The organism is Bacillus ndiopicus (assembly GCF_000612805.1).
Classification (GTDB): domain Bacteria; phylum Bacillota; class Bacilli; order Bacillales_A; family Planococcaceae; genus Metasolibacillus; species Metasolibacillus ndiopicus.
Window position 1 is genome coordinate 43,975 of record NZ_HG964412.1, and the last position, 19,173, is coordinate 63,147.

19 protein-coding genes are annotated in these 19,173 nt (G+C 36.7%); 7 read left to right on the top strand and 12 right to left on the bottom strand.

The window, feature by feature from the left end:
* Positions 1–19 precede the first annotated feature (19 nt).
* From TY13_RS19000 to TY13_RS19010, 3 genes are all read right to left on the bottom strand, one after another.
* On the bottom strand, positions 20–508 hold the full coding sequence (locus TY13_RS19000; RefSeq protein WP_042479179.1) for a hypothetical protein: 489 nt from the start codon (positions 506–508) through the stop codon (positions 20–22).
* A 562-nt stretch (positions 509–1,070) separates the two neighbouring features.
* Entirely contained in the window at positions 1,071–1,907 is an 837-nt protein-coding gene (locus tag TY13_RS19005) for a tetratricopeptide repeat protein (RefSeq protein ID WP_052344390.1), read from the bottom strand.
* Between the two features lie 10 nt (positions 1,908–1,917).
* On the bottom strand, positions 1,918–2,811 hold the full coding sequence (locus TY13_RS19010) for a LysR family transcriptional regulator (protein ID WP_042479180.1): 894 nt from the start codon (positions 2,809–2,811) through the stop codon (positions 1,918–1,920).
* A gap of 187 nt (positions 2,812–2,998) precedes the next feature.
* On the opposite strand from TY13_RS19010, the gene TY13_RS19015 reads away from it, so the two are divergent.
* Complete coding sequence (locus TY13_RS19015) at positions 2,999–3,745, top strand: alpha/beta hydrolase (RefSeq protein WP_042479182.1); 747 nt, start codon at positions 2,999–3,001, stop codon at positions 3,743–3,745.
* 209 nt (positions 3,746–3,954) lie between these two features.
* On the opposite strand, the gene TY13_RS19020 is transcribed toward TY13_RS19015, so the two are convergent.
* Together TY13_RS19020 and TY13_RS19025 are read right to left on the bottom strand one after the other, a co-directional pair.
* On the bottom strand, positions 3,955–5,301 hold the full coding sequence (locus TY13_RS19020; RefSeq protein WP_042479184.1) for an S-layer homology domain-containing protein: 1,347 nt from the start codon (positions 5,299–5,301) through the stop codon (positions 3,955–3,957).
* 368 nt (positions 5,302–5,669) lie between these two features.
* Positions 5,670–6,959 carry a glycoside hydrolase family 18 protein gene (locus tag TY13_RS19025; RefSeq protein ID WP_042479235.1) on the bottom strand — a complete coding sequence of 430 codons (1,290 nt, stop codon included), beginning with the start codon at positions 6,957–6,959 and terminating at the stop codon, positions 5,670–5,672.
* A gap of 205 nt (positions 6,960–7,164) precedes the next feature.
* On the opposite strand from TY13_RS19025, the gene TY13_RS19030 reads away from it, so the two are divergent.
* Positions 7,165–7,965, top strand: coding sequence for a YwqG family protein (locus TY13_RS19030; protein WP_042479185.1), 801 nt, complete (start codon positions 7,165–7,167; stop codon positions 7,963–7,965).
* 85 nt (positions 7,966–8,050) lie between these two features.
* Here the strand turns inward: TY13_RS19030 and TY13_RS19035 are convergent, their stop codons facing one another.
* Positions 8,051–9,613 carry a bifunctional metallophosphatase/5'-nucleotidase gene (locus tag TY13_RS19035; RefSeq protein WP_042479186.1) on the bottom strand — a complete coding sequence of 521 codons (1,563 nt, stop codon included), beginning with the start codon at positions 9,611–9,613 and terminating at the stop codon, positions 8,051–8,053.
* 361 nt (positions 9,614–9,974) lie between these two features.
* Here TY13_RS19035 and TY13_RS19040 point away from each other — a divergent pair, with 361 nt between their 5' ends.
* From TY13_RS19040 to phnE (TY13_RS19055), 4 genes are all read left to right on the top strand, one after another.
* The gene (locus tag TY13_RS19040) at positions 9,975–11,033 is read left to right on the top strand and encodes a phosphate/phosphite/phosphonate ABC transporter substrate-binding protein (protein ID WP_042479188.1); all 1,059 of its coding nucleotides are present in this window, start codon (positions 9,975–9,977) and stop codon (positions 11,031–11,033) included.
* A 105-nt stretch (positions 11,034–11,138) separates the two neighbouring features.
* Entirely contained in the window at positions 11,139–11,894 is a 756-nt protein-coding gene (gene phnC, locus TY13_RS19045) for a phosphonate ABC transporter ATP-binding protein (protein ID WP_042479189.1), read from the top strand.
* 3 nt (positions 11,895–11,897) lie between these two features.
* Positions 11,898–12,713: a phosphonate ABC transporter, permease protein PhnE gene (gene phnE, locus TY13_RS19050; RefSeq protein ID WP_042479191.1), complete on the top strand. Its 816-nt coding sequence runs from the start codon at positions 11,898–11,900 to the stop codon at positions 12,711–12,713.
* A 10-nt stretch (positions 12,714–12,723) separates the two neighbouring features.
* Positions 12,724–13,530, top strand: coding sequence for a phosphonate ABC transporter, permease protein PhnE (phnE, locus tag TY13_RS19055; protein WP_042479192.1), 807 nt, complete (start codon positions 12,724–12,726; stop codon positions 13,528–13,530).
* A gap of 61 nt (positions 13,531–13,591) precedes the next feature.
* Here phnE (TY13_RS19055) and TY13_RS19060 read toward each other — a convergent pair whose 3' ends face one another.
* The 3 genes from TY13_RS19060 to groES all read right to left on the bottom strand — a co-directional run bounded on the left by TY13_RS19060 (position 13,592) and on the right by groES (position 16,325).
* Positions 13,592–14,149, bottom strand: a complete 558-nt coding sequence (locus TY13_RS19060; RefSeq protein WP_042479196.1) for a GNAT family N-acetyltransferase — start codon at positions 14,147–14,149, stop codon at positions 13,592–13,594.
* Positions 14,150–14,271: 122 nt separating this feature from the next.
* Positions 14,272–15,906, bottom strand: coding sequence for a chaperonin GroEL (gene groL, locus TY13_RS19065; protein ID WP_042479197.1), 1,635 nt, complete (start codon positions 15,904–15,906; stop codon positions 14,272–14,274).
* Between the two features lie 134 nt (positions 15,907–16,040).
* Positions 16,041–16,325, bottom strand: a complete 285-nt coding sequence (gene groES, locus TY13_RS19070; protein ID WP_042479200.1) for a co-chaperone GroES — start codon at positions 16,323–16,325, stop codon at positions 16,041–16,043.
* Positions 16,326–16,519: 194 nt separating this feature from the next.
* On the opposite strand from groES, the gene TY13_RS19075 reads away from it, so the two are divergent.
* Positions 16,520–17,269 carry a CPBP family intramembrane glutamic endopeptidase gene (locus tag TY13_RS19075; RefSeq protein ID WP_195891728.1) on the top strand — a complete coding sequence of 250 codons (750 nt, stop codon included), beginning with the start codon at positions 16,520–16,522 and terminating at the stop codon, positions 17,267–17,269.
* A 91-nt stretch (positions 17,270–17,360) separates the two neighbouring features.
* Here TY13_RS19075 and tatC read toward each other — a convergent pair whose 3' ends face one another.
* The 3 genes from tatC to TY13_RS19090 all read right to left on the bottom strand — a co-directional run bounded on the left by tatC (position 17,361) and on the right by TY13_RS19090 (position 19,118).
* The gene (gene tatC / locus TY13_RS19080; protein WP_042479202.1) at positions 17,361–18,182 is read right to left on the bottom strand and encodes a twin-arginine translocase subunit TatC; all 822 of its coding nucleotides are present in this window, start codon (positions 18,180–18,182) and stop codon (positions 17,361–17,363) included.
* A gap of 18 nt (positions 18,183–18,200) precedes the next feature.
* Positions 18,201–18,413, bottom strand: a complete 213-nt coding sequence (locus TY13_RS19085) for a twin-arginine translocase TatA/TatE family subunit (RefSeq protein WP_042479204.1) — start codon at positions 18,411–18,413, stop codon at positions 18,201–18,203.
* Between the two features lie 78 nt (positions 18,414–18,491).
* Positions 18,492–19,118: a redox-sensing transcriptional repressor Rex gene (locus TY13_RS19090; protein ID WP_042479207.1), complete on the bottom strand. Its 627-nt coding sequence runs from the start codon at positions 19,116–19,118 to the stop codon at positions 18,492–18,494.
* Positions 19,119–19,173 lie beyond the last annotated feature (55 nt).

Sequence of the window (19,173 nt, forward strand, 5' to 3'; positions counted from 1 at the left end):
AACACCCACTTCTCTAAAATTATTGTTTTTTATCAATTTCCTCTCTCAATGTGTAAATTTCTACTTGTAGTGCTTTTGAACGCTTGTCAAAATAATAAATTCTATCCGTAGCTCGATTTGGGGCAGTATACTCTACCGCTGTCATTTTTACTACATCTTCACAAAATAACCGTAAAGTGCGAAGTCCCGCCTCCATTTTTCGTACTTCTTTACCGAATGTCATTATACTACTATCGATCGTATGATCTTTTTTAAGCTGGCGTCTATTTGTAAAAATAAGCTGGTCTAAATGTTGAAATCGTTGCTGTTGTCTTTCTTGCATTTGCTTGAGTTTAGCTGTACTTTGCAGTTGGTCCTTACTATAAATACTATGTTCAGGTACATTTCTTAGCTGTTCTATAATTGTACATAGCGCTGTGATATCCTCTTGCTGCTCTAATAAAATTCTTTGTAAATCACGCATTTCTTGATTTACCTCATTTTTTTGTAATGATAATTGTTCGCCCATATTCTCACATCCAAACTGTCTTAATTTTATTTATCTTACACTAACGGGCTGTAATATTTTCTACGCTGAGTTAATTTATCTTAACTAAAGGCGAAGCATCAAGTACAAAGTACCAGCCTCCAAATTCAAAAGAAGCCAAAAATAGCATATTTCGATTCTTGGGGTTTTTTTACATTCATAGATATTTGTATAGCCACATTGATTTTATAGTATATTATACCTTTTTATAGAAAAGTCACCAATAGACCTTTCGTACCTATATGCAAATAAATTTTTTTTGAAATAGAATAATGATAATTAATTTTCCCCAAATAAATGGTTTGTAATATCTTCTGTAGCGAGTAAGCAATGTTTTTCTGCGGCGAGTGACAGCAACACAGTAGGTACAAGACTTCTAATTCAAGATTTAAGTGCAACATAAAATAGAATTTGGGATTAGCTATCCGAAAAAGTTCAATTGAGAAAAACACGATATCTGTCACACAAGCATTTCTTCAGGATGAAAAATATTCCACTATAGCAATTTGTGGGCGATGAGGACCTTTCCAGATTGCAGTTCACTTTATCCCTCCAATTCTTGATTAGCAACTTGTCGCCATTTTTCTGCCTCGTGCTCATCGCGTGCAACGATTATGCCGTTTTCATAATGCTTGGCAAGCTGCCATTTTGCCTCGGCATCACCAAGTAGAGCTGCTTGCTTAAAATAATGCAACGCCTTTGCTCCATCCTGTATATGATACTGTGGCTCCGCAAAAATATATCCTAAATTAAATAACGCATCGACATGATACTCTTTTGCTGCTAATAAGAAAAATTCAATTGCCTCTTTTACATTTTGTGGCTGTCCTAGTAAACCTTCTAAATAAATCATTCCTACTTGATATCTAGCCTCTACATAACCACCGTTTGCCGAGCTTAAATAGTAATGAAATGCACTTTCTTCATTTGCTTCAGTTCCTAGCCCTTGCTCATACATAATGCCTAATGTAAACATTGCCTCTACTACACCTGCTTGCGCTGCCTTCATAAACCAATTAAACGCTAATTGCTTATCCACTTCTACGCCTTCACCATTCAAATACATATCCGCTAAATTATTAGCCGCATCTGGATGGTTTTGCAATGCTGCTTTTTTATAGTAATTCAATGCTTTTTGCTCATTTTCCTCCACACCTTGTCCAGCAAAATAACAATTAGCGAGCTCATATTGCACCTCAGCCTCATCATCTATTTGCTGAAGCCAAAATACTTTCTCTGTATACCATTCATTGTTTTCGCATAGTTGTACAAGGCCATAAATCGCCTCCCTTTCACCACGCTCAGCCTTTTCTAATTGCTCAGTCCAAAAAACGCGTTCCTGCACAGGTAGTTTGGCAATTAATTTTTTCTGTTGAAACAAATTGCTCACCTCATTTTTGTCCTTGACTTAGTAATGTTTCGATTAAAAAATCTTTAAACTCATTTGCTGCTGGTGAAATATAGCGATTTTTCACCCATGAAAGCCCTATTTTACGATAACAAGGTGGCTCACTTACTCGTAATTTTTTGACATTAAATTGGTCAAGTCCTTTAATATCTGGAATTAATGATACCCCAAGCCCTGAACCAACAAACCCTGCCACAGTGTGCATTTCCTCTGCTGAAAAAGTAGTGTTTGTCGTAATTCCAACTGACTGGAATAGCGTATCAACCATTTGCCGAAGCGAGTTTCCTCGCTTAATCGAAATAAATGGGTCATCTTTAATTTCAGTTAACTTTATATATTCCCGCTCTGCTAAAGGATGATTTTCTGGCACAATAACAAAAAGTTCCTCTGTCCAAAGCTCTATCCAATTAATATCTAAAATTTTCGATTCAATTTTTTGCGATAAGCATAAATCTATATCGCCATCCTCTAAAAATTTTAATAAACGCAATGATGTCGATTGTGTTAATGTAAACTGCATATTCGGGTATTTTTTCGAAGTATGCGCCATCAGCTCTGGCACAACTTCCATACCGAGCGTATGTATAAACCCAAAGGAAACTTCCCCAAATCCTGGCTTCGTAATTTCAGCAAACTCCTGCACTACTTTACTATGCTCAGCTAAAATGATATCTACACTCTCTAAAAATAACGCCCCATAGCGATTTAAAAAAATAGAGCGGCCTTGTCGATCGAATAGAGGCACTCCTAATTCTTGCTCCATATTAGCAATCGATTTACTTAAAGCTGGTTGTGAAATGCTCAATTTCTCTGCAGCCTGTGTCATATGCTGTAGCGTTGCAACTATTTTAAAATAATATAATTGTTGAATTTCCATTTTACCCCTCCTTTTAATAACCAAATGGAATTGAAATGATAGAAATAATAAATTGTATTTATATTTTTTCACTACTATAATAAGCTTTAATAACAGCATTGCATATCAAAAAATAAAGATAATTACAATAATCAAAATACATTTTTCTTAAAATTGTCACATTCTAATCTACAGAGGAGAGCTTATTATGAAAATTGTTGCCCCAAAGTCATTCACAATTGAAGCAGGTAAACGTGCCGTACTTTTATTACATGGTTTCACAGGCAATACGAATGATGTAAAACGTCTTGGTCGTTATTTATCAGACCGCAATTACACAGTGCATGCACCACTATATAAAGGTCATGGCAGTGACCCAACTACATTAATTCAAACAACACCTAAAGAATGGTGGGATAGCGTAATTGAGGGCTATGACGCATTACGCAATCTTGGCTATGAGGAAATTGCTGTAGCAGGCGTTTCTCTAGGTGGTATTTTTTCCTTAAAGCTTGGTGCTGAACGTCCAACAAAAGCTATCGTTGCAATGAGTGCACCAGCAATTGCTAAAAACACTGACAGTCTTCAAAATCGCGTTATCGAATATACAATTAATTATAAAAAATTATCAGGAACATTTGATGAAGCAACAGATAACCGTACAAGCATTGCAAGAGCTGTAAAAATGCCATCACTTGAATATTTACAAGGCATGATTAACGATACAAGTGCAAAACTTGAAAATATCCAAGCACCTGTCCATATTTTACGTGGCTTACAAGATGATGATTATTATTGCGAAAGCGCAGACCTTATTTATAGTTCTGTTAAATCTCGCATTAAATCCGTAAAAACATTTATCAACTCTGGACATATTTTAACGCTTGGCCAAGAACGTGAACTTGTTTTCGAAGAAGTATATCGCTTCTTTGAAGGTTTAAAATGGAAAGAATAAAATGAAACTAACAATCAATGGATTTTCCTCCTCCCCCACTGATTGTTATTTTTCTTCAAGCAAGAAATATAGACATTCTTTCAACTTAACATACAAAGAGCTACCTAGAAAGTGATTCTAGATAGCTCTTTTCATTTATTCCGTAAGAACAGACTGTACTTTTGCGACGAGTAACCGCAGGAGTACCAGCCCCTGATTGAAGGTTTATTTTATTCAAATAACGTTGAGAAAATAAACTCTGTAATAATTTTCGCTGCTTGTGCACGCGTTACAGAATCTTTTGGTGCAAACTTGTTGTCACCAACACCTTGAACAATCTGATAGTCATATAGCAATGTAATTGCCTTTTGTGCCTCCAAATCATAGCCCGCAATATCTTTAAATGGTGCTATTTTTTCTGGCTCATAGGATTCATCAAAGAAATACTCATATAGACGAGAAATAATTAATGCCATTTGTGCACGCGTTACTTTCTCCTCTGGATTGAAAGAATTACCGTTTCCATTCATAACTCCTACTTCATATGCGACTGCAATAGCTTGCTGAGTTTCCTTAGCATAGCTTGAAATATCCTTGAATGGCGCTGCTTTTGCTGTTTCATCACCAATTATGCGAGATACGATTGATGCCAATTGCACACGCTTTAATTCTTGATCTGGTTTAAATGAACCGTCATCATAGCCATTCATAATACCAGTTGTCGCTACAAATGAAGCGTATTCCTCTGCCCAATGTCCCTCTGTATCTGTAAAGACATAATACTCAAACTCTTCTTCGTCATAATTGTATAAATAGTAATAAATCTCATTTAAAAATAAATCCGCTACTAGTTTATACCCAGCTTCACTTAAATGAATATTTTGTGGGTTTGGTAAGTATGTTTTAAAATCAGAGGCAATATATTCGGCTGTATCCACAAAAATTGCCATTTGATTAGATGATGCTTCTCGAATTATTTTATTGATTGCTGATACAAGTGCATCCAATTGAACTTGTAAACTGTCATCTAAGTATGGGAATGGATTGTAATAGCCCATGATAAGTACGTATGCATCCGGGTTAATTGCTATAATTTCTTTTAAAATTGCTTCATAATTTTTTCCCATTTGCTGGATACCTTCGAAAGCACCCTTTAGGTCGAACTCTAACGTTTCTTTATTAAAATGTTTAAGTATATCATTTGCACCTGCACTAATTGTAATCACTTCTGCATTAGCAATTGCATCTCGTATTGCAACCGATTCACTTTGCAGTCCATCTGCATTATAAATAGGTTTAGTAACATTATTTTTAATATCATTTAATACATCTGCTGTTGTATAACCAGGATAAGCGAATCCTTTATTATATGAACTTAAATTATATTCTTCTGTCATGCTAAGTGCTAAAAAATCTGCATAGCTAAGCCCAAGCTCGCCCGTTTCTTGTATACCGGCTGCAAGAGAATCGCCTAACGCTAAGTAATCAAGATTTTCTGCTTCTTGCGCACTTACTGACATTGGTAAAACTAATTGTAATATTAAAAATAAAATAGCAACTAGTTTGAATCCTTTCATCTCAGTAATCTCCCCTTTAATAATTAGTAACAAACGTAAGTTTTAACAGCTTGACCACGTTTTTAATAGTATACAATATTCATTATAATTGAACACTCGATTTATAATAATTTTACCTCTATTACTATACATACTAGTCTATTTACCTATGCTCTTTTGACGGAATCAATTCTAAATAGCCACAAAAAAACGTTCCTTACATTACTAAAGGAACGCTATTTATAAGTAACTGCTATTTTTTTGTAGAAGGCTGAAACCACCATTGATTTCTATTGGGTATAACTCCATATAATTATTTTCGAAGGTGGTCGAAAATAAACGAAACTACATGCTATGTTTTTAATCTGCCCCAAATTACAGTGTTGAACCTATCTTTTTTGGATATTAAAATTATCTGTTAGTAATAGCCAATTTTGTGGGAATGGTAATCCTAAACGCCAGTAGGCTATTCCTCTTATGTTAAGTCTTTTCATTAAATCGAATTTTGCCTGGATTGATCTTGCATCCTCAAACCAAACAACATGCGACTGTCCCTCCTGATTAACATAATGGAAGTAAGGGGCCTGTGCAGTTGTATCATATTGAATTGCCGCATGATAGCGCTTTGCTAGTTCAATCGCTCTTTGTGGGCTTAGTGCAGTTGCTCTCGTTTGCCCCTGCACAAATGGTAAAGGCCAATCATAGCCATATAAATTTTGCCCCATCATAATTTTACTTGCGGGCATTTTTGTTAATGCATAATTTAACACGCGCTCAACTTCATTAATCGGTGAAACTGCCATAGGAGGGCCCGTAATATAACCCCATTCATATGTCATAAGTACAACAAAATCTACAACTTCTCCAATTGCCCCATAATCATGTGCTACTTGCCATGGGCCTTGCCCCGCATCACTTACTTTTGGTGCAAGTGCTGCTGATACGAAATAACCTGCTGGATGGAACTTTTCAACTGCTCGCCGCAAAAATTGCACATATGCTACACGTTGACTTTCAGGTAATGCTTCAAAATCAAAATGAATGTCCCTAACATTTCCTATACGCTGTGCTTCAGCTAGTATATTATTTAATAAACGCTCCTGTACTGCACTGCTTTGTAAAATATCTTGCGCTAGCTCGCCGCTAAAATCACCATTTTCTAAATTCGTTACAACAAGTGACATTACTGTACCTGATTGACGAGCGATAGCAGGAATTTCCCCTACTGGAGGCGCCTTTACTGATCCATCTCGTTGTGCCTCAAAACTAAAAAGAGCTAAATAGGTCAAAGATGGGCTAGCCTCACGTGCCTGATTTAATACTGCCTCACTCACTGTATTTCCACGAGGCTCGATATAAGCTAATGCTTCCGTATTGCTTTTCGCTCGTGGCGGAATATACAAACGCAAGCCAATTGGTAATGTTTGATTCGGATTAATCCCATTAATTTGTGCCAACGTCAAATAATTCATTTGAAACTTTTGAGCAATTGACCATAAACTATCTCCTGCACGCACAGTGTAAAAATTCCCATATATCGGAATCACCAATGCTTGCCCGATAACAAGCTGATCCGGTTCTGGAATTTGGTTTGCCTGCACAATGACATTAACCGTCGTCCCATAGCCTTGCGCAATGCTCCATAAATTCTCTCCAGCTCTCACTACATGAATTTGAATAGTGGCCCCTCCTATCAATCAATTATGCTATCGGTAGTTTATGATACGAATAAGAATTTCATGAGCGTATTAAGAAATATCTGTTATTTTAAAGATTCAACAGCTTTGAAGATACTTTGCGGATAAAAAATGTGACTTTTCGATTATTCCCAAAGGGAACATTAGTTCTTATAATTAAATTAACTAAAACTTAGGAGGCTTTTAAATGACAACTACCCATTCTTTACAGCTCCCTCAAGAGTTTGAACAATACCGAGCAATAATCGAAAAAACTCTACAACCCGTCATCAATATTGAAACCGTAGAACGCAAAACATCTTTATTTGAAAGCAAATTTGAAGGTAACCCTTATTTTCCTTTAACAATGGACTATCCGAAAAATGAAAGTGGACAGCCTTTAAAGTTACTTGCCCAAATTAATTTCGCCGATGTACCAAAGCATTTACCTCACTTCCCATCTGAAGGCATTTTGCAATTTTACATCGATGGCTATGATGATGTTTTAGGAATGGATTTTGACAATGGACAAAATCCAGCTGGCTTCCGCATTATCTTTCATGAACAAATTATTCAAGATGAGTCGCAATTAATACAAGATTTTTCTTTTGTTGAATTAAAGGATGAAGAGCTATATTTCCCTGTTGAAAAGGAAATGGCATTATCATTCGAAGAAAGCTTTGAACCTTTAATGATTGATGATTTTCGTAGCAATAAGGTCTATGAAGCAATTCGACAGCATTTAGAGGATAATGAGGAGTTAGAAGATAAATTCTACGACACATTTAGTGGCACAGGTCACAAAATTGGCGGTTATCCTTTCTTTACACAACAGGACCCACGAGCTTATGGTGACTACACAGATTCTACGATTCTATTATTACAAGTAGATAGTATCGGCGACCATATTTTATGGGGAGATTGTGGAGTAGGTAATTTCTTTATTTCAGAAGATGATTTGCAGCGTAAAGATTTTAGCAAAGTACTTTATAATTGGGATTGTCATTAAAACAATAGCCTAATTCATAACATCATTACACTTACAAAATAACAAAATGCCTGCTAAATATAAATTTCAGCAGGCATTTTGCCTATTAATAAACCACTTTCCAATTATCGTTGCAGCTTGCGTCAATAATTGGATGCTTCATAAAATAGTCTGCAATCATTTCTGTCATATCAATCTGAATATCCTTCACCACAGGCTTGCCTACAAACATTGGGAAGTTGCCTGCTCCAGTAGCGCGATAATTGTTCATCACAACATCATATGTAGCATCTCGTTGTAATGGCTGTCCATCTTTTAAAACTGATACTACTCGCTCCCCAACTGGCTTGCGAATATCAAAAGTATAGTCAATACCTTCCCACATATCGTAATTGTATGGCTCAGATTTTGGATAAGTGAAAGCACGTGAAACCTCAAGCTCCCCATTTTCCATAATTGTAAAATAAGAAGCACATTGCTCAAGTGCACCTATGATATCTTGACCTGTTAAACGCAAAACTACTAATGTATTTGGATAAATATAGTTCGTTACAATATCTCGCATTGTTACTTTGCTCGGTAAGCCACCTGGTTCATCGTGAAATAATGCTGTAGATGAAATCGTTGCACCAGAAACATCCATTTGTATATTGTTAATAAGCTCTACATAAGGATGCTCTTTAATGCGTGCTTGGAACGCATCATCAAAATGAATTTCACCATTAATTGTGCCGATTGTTTCATCTAGCCAACGATCTGTTCGGTCATATATCGAAGCATTTAATTGTACGATTTCATCATGCACAATAGTTGCATCATCAATATAATGTAGTTGTGGCTCATGCGTAAAGCTAATTACTTTACCAGCATCATCGAGCGTCACATCAATTGTTATTTCACCTAAGCAAACGCCTTTTGTGCCAGGCTGTATGACTGATTTCCCAAATAATTTCGTTTCAATAAGTCTATGTTGATGCCCTGTTATAACAATATCAACATCATCTAGCTCTTTACAAATTTGATAGCCTTCATTTTCACCAGTAAATTCGATTTGTTCACCAGTTTCTAAATCATTTTCGAAGCCACCATGATAAGCAATAACCATAATATCAATATTTTCAGTTGCACGAATTTGTGGCACCCATTCTTTAGCTGTCTCAAAGGCACTTTTAAAATGCCAGCCTGCAATATGTGCTGGTGCTTCCCATATAGGTACGAACTGTGTTGTTAATCCTAAAATTGCGATGCGAACACCCTCAATTTCTTTAACGATATAAGGCTGCGCTATTGGTTGTCCTGCATCATCTACTATATTTGCCGCTAAGTAAGGATAATTTGCCTCGCTTACAGCCTGCTGCACAACTTTTTGCCCATAATTAAACTCATGGTTACCAAAAACCCCCGCATCATATTGCATTGCATTTGCTAATGCGATCATTGCATTTTCCTCATTTGGCGCAAATTTATATTGATAATATGTTAAAGGGCTCCCTTGAATAAAGTCACCATTCTCGATTAATAAAGTTGGTGTCTCAGAACGTTTTTGTTCAATAATTTTTGCAAGTTTCGCTAGCCCTAAATTTTCATTTTTATCGAATCCGAATTTTGTTGGCATAACATAGCCATGTATATCACTCGTTGCTAACAGTCGAATACGTTGCTGTTTCATTCATGTCACTCCATTTCTTTAGTCCTACAGTAACAGACAGTAAATTTATACCTAACACTACACTAAAGTTACAAAAAGTTTCGTTGAATTAAGATGAAAAATCCAATGAGTGCAGCTTTAATTTATCAAGCTACAGCTTACACTATTTTATAATATATCGTAAAGGCAAATATTTGTAAGAAGTCTTACATCCTACCATTATTACTTTCTACTTACCATAATTGAAATCCTTTGTATTTAAACAGCTAATCAGAATATCTTTACATAAAATCAATATATTTTTACAAAAATATATGTTTAATGTTTTAGCGATATAGTTTATACTGTAAAATGCATCACATTTTGAGGAGGGAAATTTAGTATGAAAAAGTTCATGCTAATCGCGTTATCTATCCTGCTTGCAGCTGTTTTAGTGGCATGCGGAGACAAAGAGAGTAAAAAGGAAGATGGCGGAGAAAAAGCTGAAAATGGCAATACAAAAATAGACAAGCTTTTAATTGGTTTCGTACCATCACGTAATCCTGAAGAAATTATTACAGCAACTGAGCCTTTAAAAAATTTACTAAAGGATCAATTAGCCAAAGAGGGTTTTGATGTAGAAAATATCGAAATTAATGTTGGTACTAACTATGAGGCTGTTGGTGAAGCTTTATCAGCAGGTACAACAGATGTTGGTTTAATCCCCGGTGGAACATACGTATTATATGATGATGGCGCAGAGGTTATCCTTACTGCAACTCGTTCAGGTTTAAACAATGACTCTGACGATGCAAAAGAATGGAATAACAACAAGCCAACTGCGGCAACAGATGTACAAGCAACTTCATACCGCGCAATATTAATTGCAGGTCCTTCTGAAAAAGGACAAGAATTAGCGAAGAAAGTAAATGCTGGTGAGCAATTAACTTTCGAAGATTTAGACGGTGCTAACTGGAACGTTATGTCTTCTTCTTCTCCAGCTGGTTACATTTATCCAGCATTATGGTTAAAAGAGAACTTCGGTAAAACAATTCCAGATTTATCAAAAGTAGTTCAAGCAGATTCTTACGGAAGCGCTTTTGCACGTTTAGCTGCTGGACAAACTGACGTTTTAGTAACTTACGCAGATGCTCGTCGTGATTACGAGGGTAGCTGGCAATCAGAATTTGGTCGTCCAGCTTCAATCTGGGACGAAACAAACGTTCTTGGTGTTATGCCAAAAATCTACAACGATACGATTAGCGTAAGCCAAAACTCAAAAATTATGAGCGATGATTTAAAAGCAGCTTTACAAAATGCTTTCATCGAAATTGCTAAAACTGATGAAGGTAAAGAAGTAATTGCGATTTACAGCCACGAAGGCTATCAAAAAGCAAATGCTGCTGATTACGATGATGAGCGTAAAGCGCAAAAATTAGTTCAAGAATTGAACGCGCAATAATGTATTTTTGAGATGTCCGAGTCGTCATGTTGACAATCTCGGACATCTTTTTTGCAATGCCATGTCTAATACTAGACATAATTAATACATGATAGGAGCTTTTAAATGATTGAATTCAAGCATGTTGAAATGCAATACCCAAACGGCTTTAAAGGCTTGAAAGATATTAACGTACAAATTGAACAAGGTGAATATGTAGCAGTCATCGGTTTATCCGGTGCTGGTAAATCGACATTTATTCGTTGCATTAATCGTATGCATGATATTACAGATGGCGAGCTGTATGTAAATGAAACAGATGTGCGTAAATTAAGAGGTGCTGGTGTCCGTAAACTTCGCCGTAATATCGGTATGATTTTCCAGTCTTTTAACCTTGTCACACGTGCAACCGTTTTAAAAAATGTACTTGTATCATTCGTACCCGAAATGCCAGCATGGCGTAAATTATTAGGAGTGTTTACGCAAGAAGAAAAACGTAAAGCGCTTACTGCACTTGACCAAGTAGGTATTTTAGATAAAGCGTTCGTGCGCGTAGACCAATTATCTGGTGGGCAGCAGCAACGTGTCGCTTTAGCACGTACCCTTGCTCAAACACCTGGTATTATTTTAGCTGATGAGCCTGTCGCTTCTCTTGACCCAGTTACAGCAAATCAAGTAATGGGCGACTTTGCACGCATTAATAAAGAAATGAATATGACCATCATTATGAATATTCACCATATCGATTTAGCTTTGGAATATGCAACACGTGTAATTGGTATTCGAGCAGGGGAAATCGTTTATGATGGACATGCCAAAGATGTTACAGAAGAAGTATTAAATACTATTTATAATGGGCAAAGGCCAATTGAGGAGGACTAATCTATGAAATTAAATCCTCTGGCAAAAAGTAAAATCACATTGGAGAACGGTAAAGAAGTTGCAATGAAGCGCTCAATGACTCCATTAATCATTTTAATTGGCATTGTGCTTATTTACTTTTCAGTCCGCATTACTGGCTTTAGCGTGTTAGTTATATACGAACGCATCAATAAACTATTTATTATTTTACAAGAAATGGCTAAACCTAATTTTGACTATGCTCCGAAACTATGGGTGCCGTTATTCAATACGATTAAAATGTCATTACTTGGCTCAATTTTAGGCGCGATTGTTGCAATCCCGATTGCCTTTTGTGCTTCATCAAATATTATTAAAAGCCGTGTAGTTGTCGTATTAAGCAAATTTATACTAAGTATATTACGAACTTTCCCAACATTAATTGTTGCGTTAATTGCAACATTTATTTTCGGCTTAGGTACGATGGCTGGTACGGTCGCTATTTTCCTATTCACAATCGCTTACGTAGGAAAGCTGTTATATGAGCAAATTGAAAATGCTGACATGAAAGCTTATGAGGCAATGCATTCAATGGGATTAACGACAATACAGTCTTTCCGTTATGCAATCTTACCTCAAGTTTTACCAAACTACTTATCTACTACATTGTTCTGCTTCGAAGGGAATGTGCGTTATGCATCTATTTTAGGCTATGTAGGCGCTGGTGGTATTGGTCTGTTACTAAATGAAAACTTAGGCTGGCGTAACTATTCGAATGTCGGCATGATTTTATTAATGCTTGTTGTGGCAGTATTTATTATTGAAACAGTTAGCGAACACTTTAGAAAGAAATTAATGTAGGAGGGATATTATGAATTCGATTGAACAACAATTGTTAAAAGAACCGAAAAATCGTCTATCAACAATCATTACAACAATTATCGTTATCGCCCTCCTACTATGGTCTGTTTCAGCATTTAACTTATCCAACTTAACGGGAAATGGCTTGACGATTGCGAAAAATATTTTCGCTGGATTATTTAATCCGAATCTAGATTTATTGTTCAATTTTACAGATCGTGGTGTTCCATATCTACTATTAGAAACGATGGCGATTGCCTTTTTAGGGACTGTGGTAGGGGCTATTTTAGCTATTCCACTTGCTTTTTTATCAGCTTCTAACATTATGCCAAAGCCTGTCGTTTTCGTTGTACGTCTATTTTTAATTTTGGTTCGTACAATTCCAGCAATTGTTTACGGTTTAATGTTTATCCGTGTAACAGGTCCTGGTCCATTTGCAGGTGTTTTAACAATGTCTTTAACATCAATTGGTATGCTATCAAAGCTTTATGTAGATGTGATTGAAGATTTAAATACAGGTGTTTTAGAGTCAATGGAATCAATTGGCTGTACTACATTTGAAAAAATCCGCTTTGGTATTTTACCACAGCTTTCAGCGATGTTCATTTCGATTATCATTTATCGTTTTGATATGAACTTACGTGATGCGGCTGTTCTTGGTTTAGTAGGCGCTGGTGGTATCGGTGCACCATTAATCTTTGCAATGAACGCTTACAAGTGGTCTGAAGTAGGCTCTATTTTAATCGGACTTGTCGCGTTAATCTTACTTGTAGAGTTTATTTCGAATAAAGTGCGCACTCGTATTGTGCGAGGCTAATATACGTAAAAGCAAAGCCCTGTCAGTTGGCTTTGCTTTTTTATAGTTATTCGTTTCTCTATCACGCCTTATTTGCTAGCTTATTAATAAGCCCATAATAAACTAAATCCTCATACTTCCCATCCTTAATAATATGATCTTTTAATACCCCTTCTTGATCCATTCCAATCTTCTCCATTACTTTGCCTGAAGCAGGGTTTGTTGCAAAATATCTTGCAAAAACTTTATGCAGCTTCTTTTCTTCAAATGCAAACTGCACTATCGCCTTCGCTGCCTCTGTAGCGTAGCCCTTTCCCCAATACGGTTCGCCAATCCAATAAGCAAGCTCACCTTGGTTAAAATGTTTATTGTTCGATAAGGCAATCGCCCCGTAAACCTCGTTTGTTTCTTTATCTGTCACTGCCAATTCGTAAGAACGGTCTTCTAGAAAGTTTTCATGATGATATTCAATCCATGTTAATGCATCTTCTACCTTGTATGGGTGTGGCAAATACATTGTACTTTTATAAATATTATAGTTATTACAAAGTGCAGCCACTTGTTCAGCATCTGTTTTTTGAAATAATCTAAGAACAAGCCTGTCTGTTGTAATGGTCAATTTTTCTCGGTTGTAATTCATTGAAATTCCCCCTAATTGTGTGTCATGTATATCTATACTACCTTTTCTGTATATAAAAAACCACCTCTCATCACAATGAGAGGTGGTCATTATATAACTAAAATTTTAATATAAGCTAAAGCTTACATCATGCCTGGCATTCCGCCCATGCCACTCATATCTGGCATACCTGCGCCAGCTGGTTCTGGGATGTCGGCTACTACTGCTTCTGTAGTTAAGAATAGAGCAGCTACAGATGCGGCGTTTTGAAGTGCTGAGCGAGTTACTTTTGCTGGGTCTACTACACCTGCATCAATCATGTTTACCCATTCGCCTGTTGCTGCATTGAAGCCGATACCTACTTCTTCGCGTTTTAGGCGGTCAACGATAATTGAACCTTCTAAGCCAGCGTTTTCAGCGATTTGACGTACTGGCTCTTCTAACGCACGAAGGATGATTTTCACACCAGTTGCTACGTCGCCTTCTACTTCTTCAAGTACTTTTTCAACTGCGCTGTAAACGTTTAATAATGCTGTACCACCACCTGAAACGATACCTTCCTCAACTGCTGCGCGAGTTGAGTTTAATGCGTCCTCGATGCGTAGTTTGCGCTCTTTTAATTCTGTTTCTGTTGCAGCACCAACTTTAATGACTGCTACACCGCCAGCTAATTTTGCTAAACGCTCTTGTAATTTTTCTTTATCAAATTCTGAAGTCGTTTCAGCAAGCTGTGCACGGATTTGACCAACGCGACTTTCGATTGCTACAGTGTCGCCTGCACCTTCAACGATTGTTGTGTTGTCTTTTGATACAACAACTTTTGCTGCGTGACCTAAAGTTGTAATATCAGCTGATTTTAAATCTAAGCCTAAGTCTTGTGTAATCACTTGACCACCTGTTAAAATCGCGATATCCTCTAGCATCGCTTTACGACGATCACCAAAGCCAGGTGCTTTAACAGCTACTGCATTGAATGTACCGCGTAATTTATTTACTACTAATGTTGCAAGAGCTTCCCCTTCAACATCTTCAGCAATAATTAAAATTGGACGACCTTGTTGTACTACTTGCTCTAACACTGGTAAAATTTCTTGAATGTTTGAGATTTTTTTATCTGTGATTAAAATATATGGATTGTCTAATACTGCTTCCATTTTATCTGTATCAGTTACCATGTAGTGAGATGCGTAACCACGATCAAATTGCATACCTTCTACTACATCAAGCTCTGTCGTGAAGCCTTTTGATTCTTCGATTGTAATAACGCCATCGTTACCAACGCGCTCCATTGCGTCTGCAATATATTGACCGATTTCTTCATCTGCTGAAGAAATTGCCGCTACTTGCGCAATCGCCTCTTTATTTTCTACTGGACGTGCAATAGCTTGAAGCTCTGTTAAAGCTGCCGCTACAGCTTTATCGATACCCTTACGAATACCTACAGGGTTTGCACCAGCCGTTACGTTTTTTAAGCCTTCACGAATCATCGCTTGAGCTAATACTGTTGCAGTTGTTGTACCATCACCAGCAATTTCATTTGTTTTTGATGCTACTTCTGCTACAAGCTTTGCCCCCATGTTTTCATATGGATTTTCAAGCTCGATTTCTTTTGCAATTGAAACGCCGTCATTTGTAATTAAAGGTGAACCAAATTTCTTCTCTAATACAACATTACGCCCTTTTGGTCCTAATGTTACCTTTACTGCATTTGCTAATTTATCTACACCTTGAAGCATTAATGAACGTGCTTCTTCTGCGAATTTAATGTCCTTTGCCATTGTCAAAAAACCTCCTGAAAAAATTTATCCATTCGTGTTATATGCCGCTGATTGTCAGCTCATTACTTATCGTTTTATATGGGGTTGTCTGAAAAGCAGGCTAGCGCGCTGCTTTCTGGACGCCCCGTTATTTTTTAACCAATAACAGCTAATACGTCGCTTTCGCGTAAAATTAAGTATTCTGTGCCATCATACTTTACTTCAGTTCCTGAGAATTTTGAGAAGATAACTTCGTCTCCCTCTTTCACATCAAGCTCAACGCGTGTACCGTTATCTAATACACGACCTGTCCCAACTGCCACTACTTTACCTGTTTGTGGCTTTTCTTTTGCTGAGTCTGGTAAAACGATACCAAATGCCGTTTTTTCCTCTACCTCAACTAGTTCGATAATGATACGATCACCTAATGGTCTTAACAAGTGAAACAACCTCCTACAAAATATTAATTCTTTGGATTTATTAGCACTCTATAACAAGGAGTGCTAACACACTTACTATATTAAATAATCTCTAAATTTTTTGCAAGTAAGAACTACAAAAAATTTTCATTTCTCTTGAACTTCCTCTACAATAAAGAAAGCATAACGTATTATAGTTACAGAAAGTAGGTTTTATGCACGTGACTTCTATTAGCTCACCAAAGTTCAAAACACAGAAAACGGCTTTATTTGTATTGCTGTTATACATTGCTGCCCTATTATCAAGCATCGTTTTAGTAATTCCAGGCGTTAGAGATTTTTCCTTGAATTTAATACCTGATTCTGAGCATAAAGAGTTTGTTTTAATGGCTTGGTGGAATACCATTGCCTTCATGATTGCTCTAGTCATTATGATAATTATTATTAGAAGGGATAAAAATTTCTTTAATGTTTTTAAGGAACAACGCGCTTCAATTGGTGTCACAATCGGTTGGGGAGTTATTGGTGTATTTTTAGCATTTTCAGGTCAAATTTTAGCTTCACTAATTGAAGTTTATCTACTAGGTATTAAACCAGGATCTGAGAATACAGCATTGATTATGGATATTACACGAGTTGCACCAATAATGATTGTCTCTTCAGCATTATTAGCACCTATTTTAGAGGAGCTTATATTTCGCCGTGTCATCTTCGGTTCGCTTATCCAAAGACAAAACTTTTGGGTTTCCGCTTTAATTAGCGCTGTAGTATTTGCTGTTATTCATCGAGATTTACCACATCTATTAGTATATACAGTGATGGGACTAATTTTTTCTTTTTTATACTTTAAAACAAAGCGCCTACTTGCACCCATCATTGCACATATGTTAATGAATGGCTTAGTCACACTAGCACAATTAAACATAGATAAAATTCCGCAAGTCATCGAATCTATCCCAAAGTAATATGTGCTATTTTGAAAAAACAAAACAGGACAATCTAGAAACTTCTAGATTGTCCTGTTTTACTAATATTCTTTTCAATTAGGCAAAATCATTATTTATTCATTTCTTCTATTTGTCGTCGTTGCTCTGCTAGCAACTCCTCTACTCGCACTTGCTCAGCTGCCTCCTGCTCCTCACGCTGACGCTGCTCCTCTGCCACTAAAAACTTCTTGTAGCCGATTTTCGAAATGACGATACTCACTTCGTATAAAATAAATAACGGTATCGCAACAATTAAATTTGAAACAAAATCAGGTGGAGCCAAAATTGCCGCAAGAACAAATAGTACAAAATAAGAATATTTACGGAATTTCACCATTAATGCAGGGTTCAAAACGCCAATACGCGCTAAAAATAGCGTAACAACCGGCAATTGGAATACAATACCAAATGGTAAAGTCAGTGTTAGTAAAAAAGAGAAAAATTGATTAATCCCTATCGTTTGCTGAATTTCTAAATTATTCGATAAGCTCGACATGAAGCCCATGACATATGGGAATAATACGAAATAAGCAAAAGCTAGTCCTAATATAAATAAGAAAAATGAATAAGGTATATATTTTAATGTCGCTTTACGCTCCGTTTCAAGCAATCCGGGAGTAATAAACGACCAAAGCTGATAAAGCAACACTGGTGACGTGAAAACAAACGCCACAATAAACATCACCTTTAAAAATACAGCTAATGGGTCTGTCGGTGCAAAGGCGTTTAATGTAAATTGGGCTGCCTCATCGCTCTCTTGAATAAATTTAATAATTGGCTCCGTTAAAAAAAAGCTACCTACAAGGGCCAAAACAAAGAAGAACGCCGTGACAACAAGGCGACTTCTCAATTCTTCAATATGCTCTATGACAGTCAGTTCTTTTGGATTCATATATAAGACATCCTTAACTTACTTAACATTATCGTTATCTTTATGCTCAATAACTTTCTTTTTATCGTCATCATCGTCTGCTAAGCCTTTAGTTGCTTGTCTGAACTCACGAAGTGTAGAACCCATTGCCTTGCCAAGCTCTGGAAGCTTCTTCGGTCCAAAAATTAGGATGGCAACAACACCGATAATAACAAGGCTTACTGGTCCAATCGCATTTAAATGGATTACCATTACGCCACCTCCTCTTTAATGTATATTTTACCGCATTCCGCGCCATTTTGCTAATACATTAGTTGTGAATAATTTGCGTCAATTGCGTATTAAATAAATAAGCGCCTGCAACTCGACAGACAAATCAATATTCATTAATTTCATCGATTCAGGTACATTTAATCTTATCGGCGTAAAATTTAAAATACCTTTTGCGTTCATTTGTGCTAAACGGTCTGCTGTCGCCTGCGCCGATCGTGCTGATACCGTTAATATGGCTAACTCCGCATTATATTTCTCATACATTTCCTCTAAGCGGTCTGGATGGAAAACTGGGATACCGCTAATTTCTGTTCCCTCATACGGTGCTTTCGAGTCGAATGCCACAACAATGCGTGTATTATGGTTTTTTTGAAAATTATATTTTAAAAAGGCATTTCCTAAATTCCCTACTCCGATTAATGCTACATTCGTTGCTTCGTCTTGATCTAGCGTTTCTCTAAAAAACTGCAATAAATGTTGTACATCATAACCGTACCCTTTCTTACCGAGGGCACCAAAATAAGAAAAATCTCTGCGAATCGTTGCTGAATCTATTTTCATCGCCTCGCTAAGCTCTTGAGATGAGACGCGCTGTTTCCCTTCAGTCGCAAAATTTTGTAAAAATCGGTAGTACAAAGGAAGCCTCTTCGTAGTTGCTTGTGGAATTTTTATTTCTTTGTTCACATAGAATCCTCCTGCAATCTAGTTCGAAGTCGTTTTCATCTTACTAGACATAGAC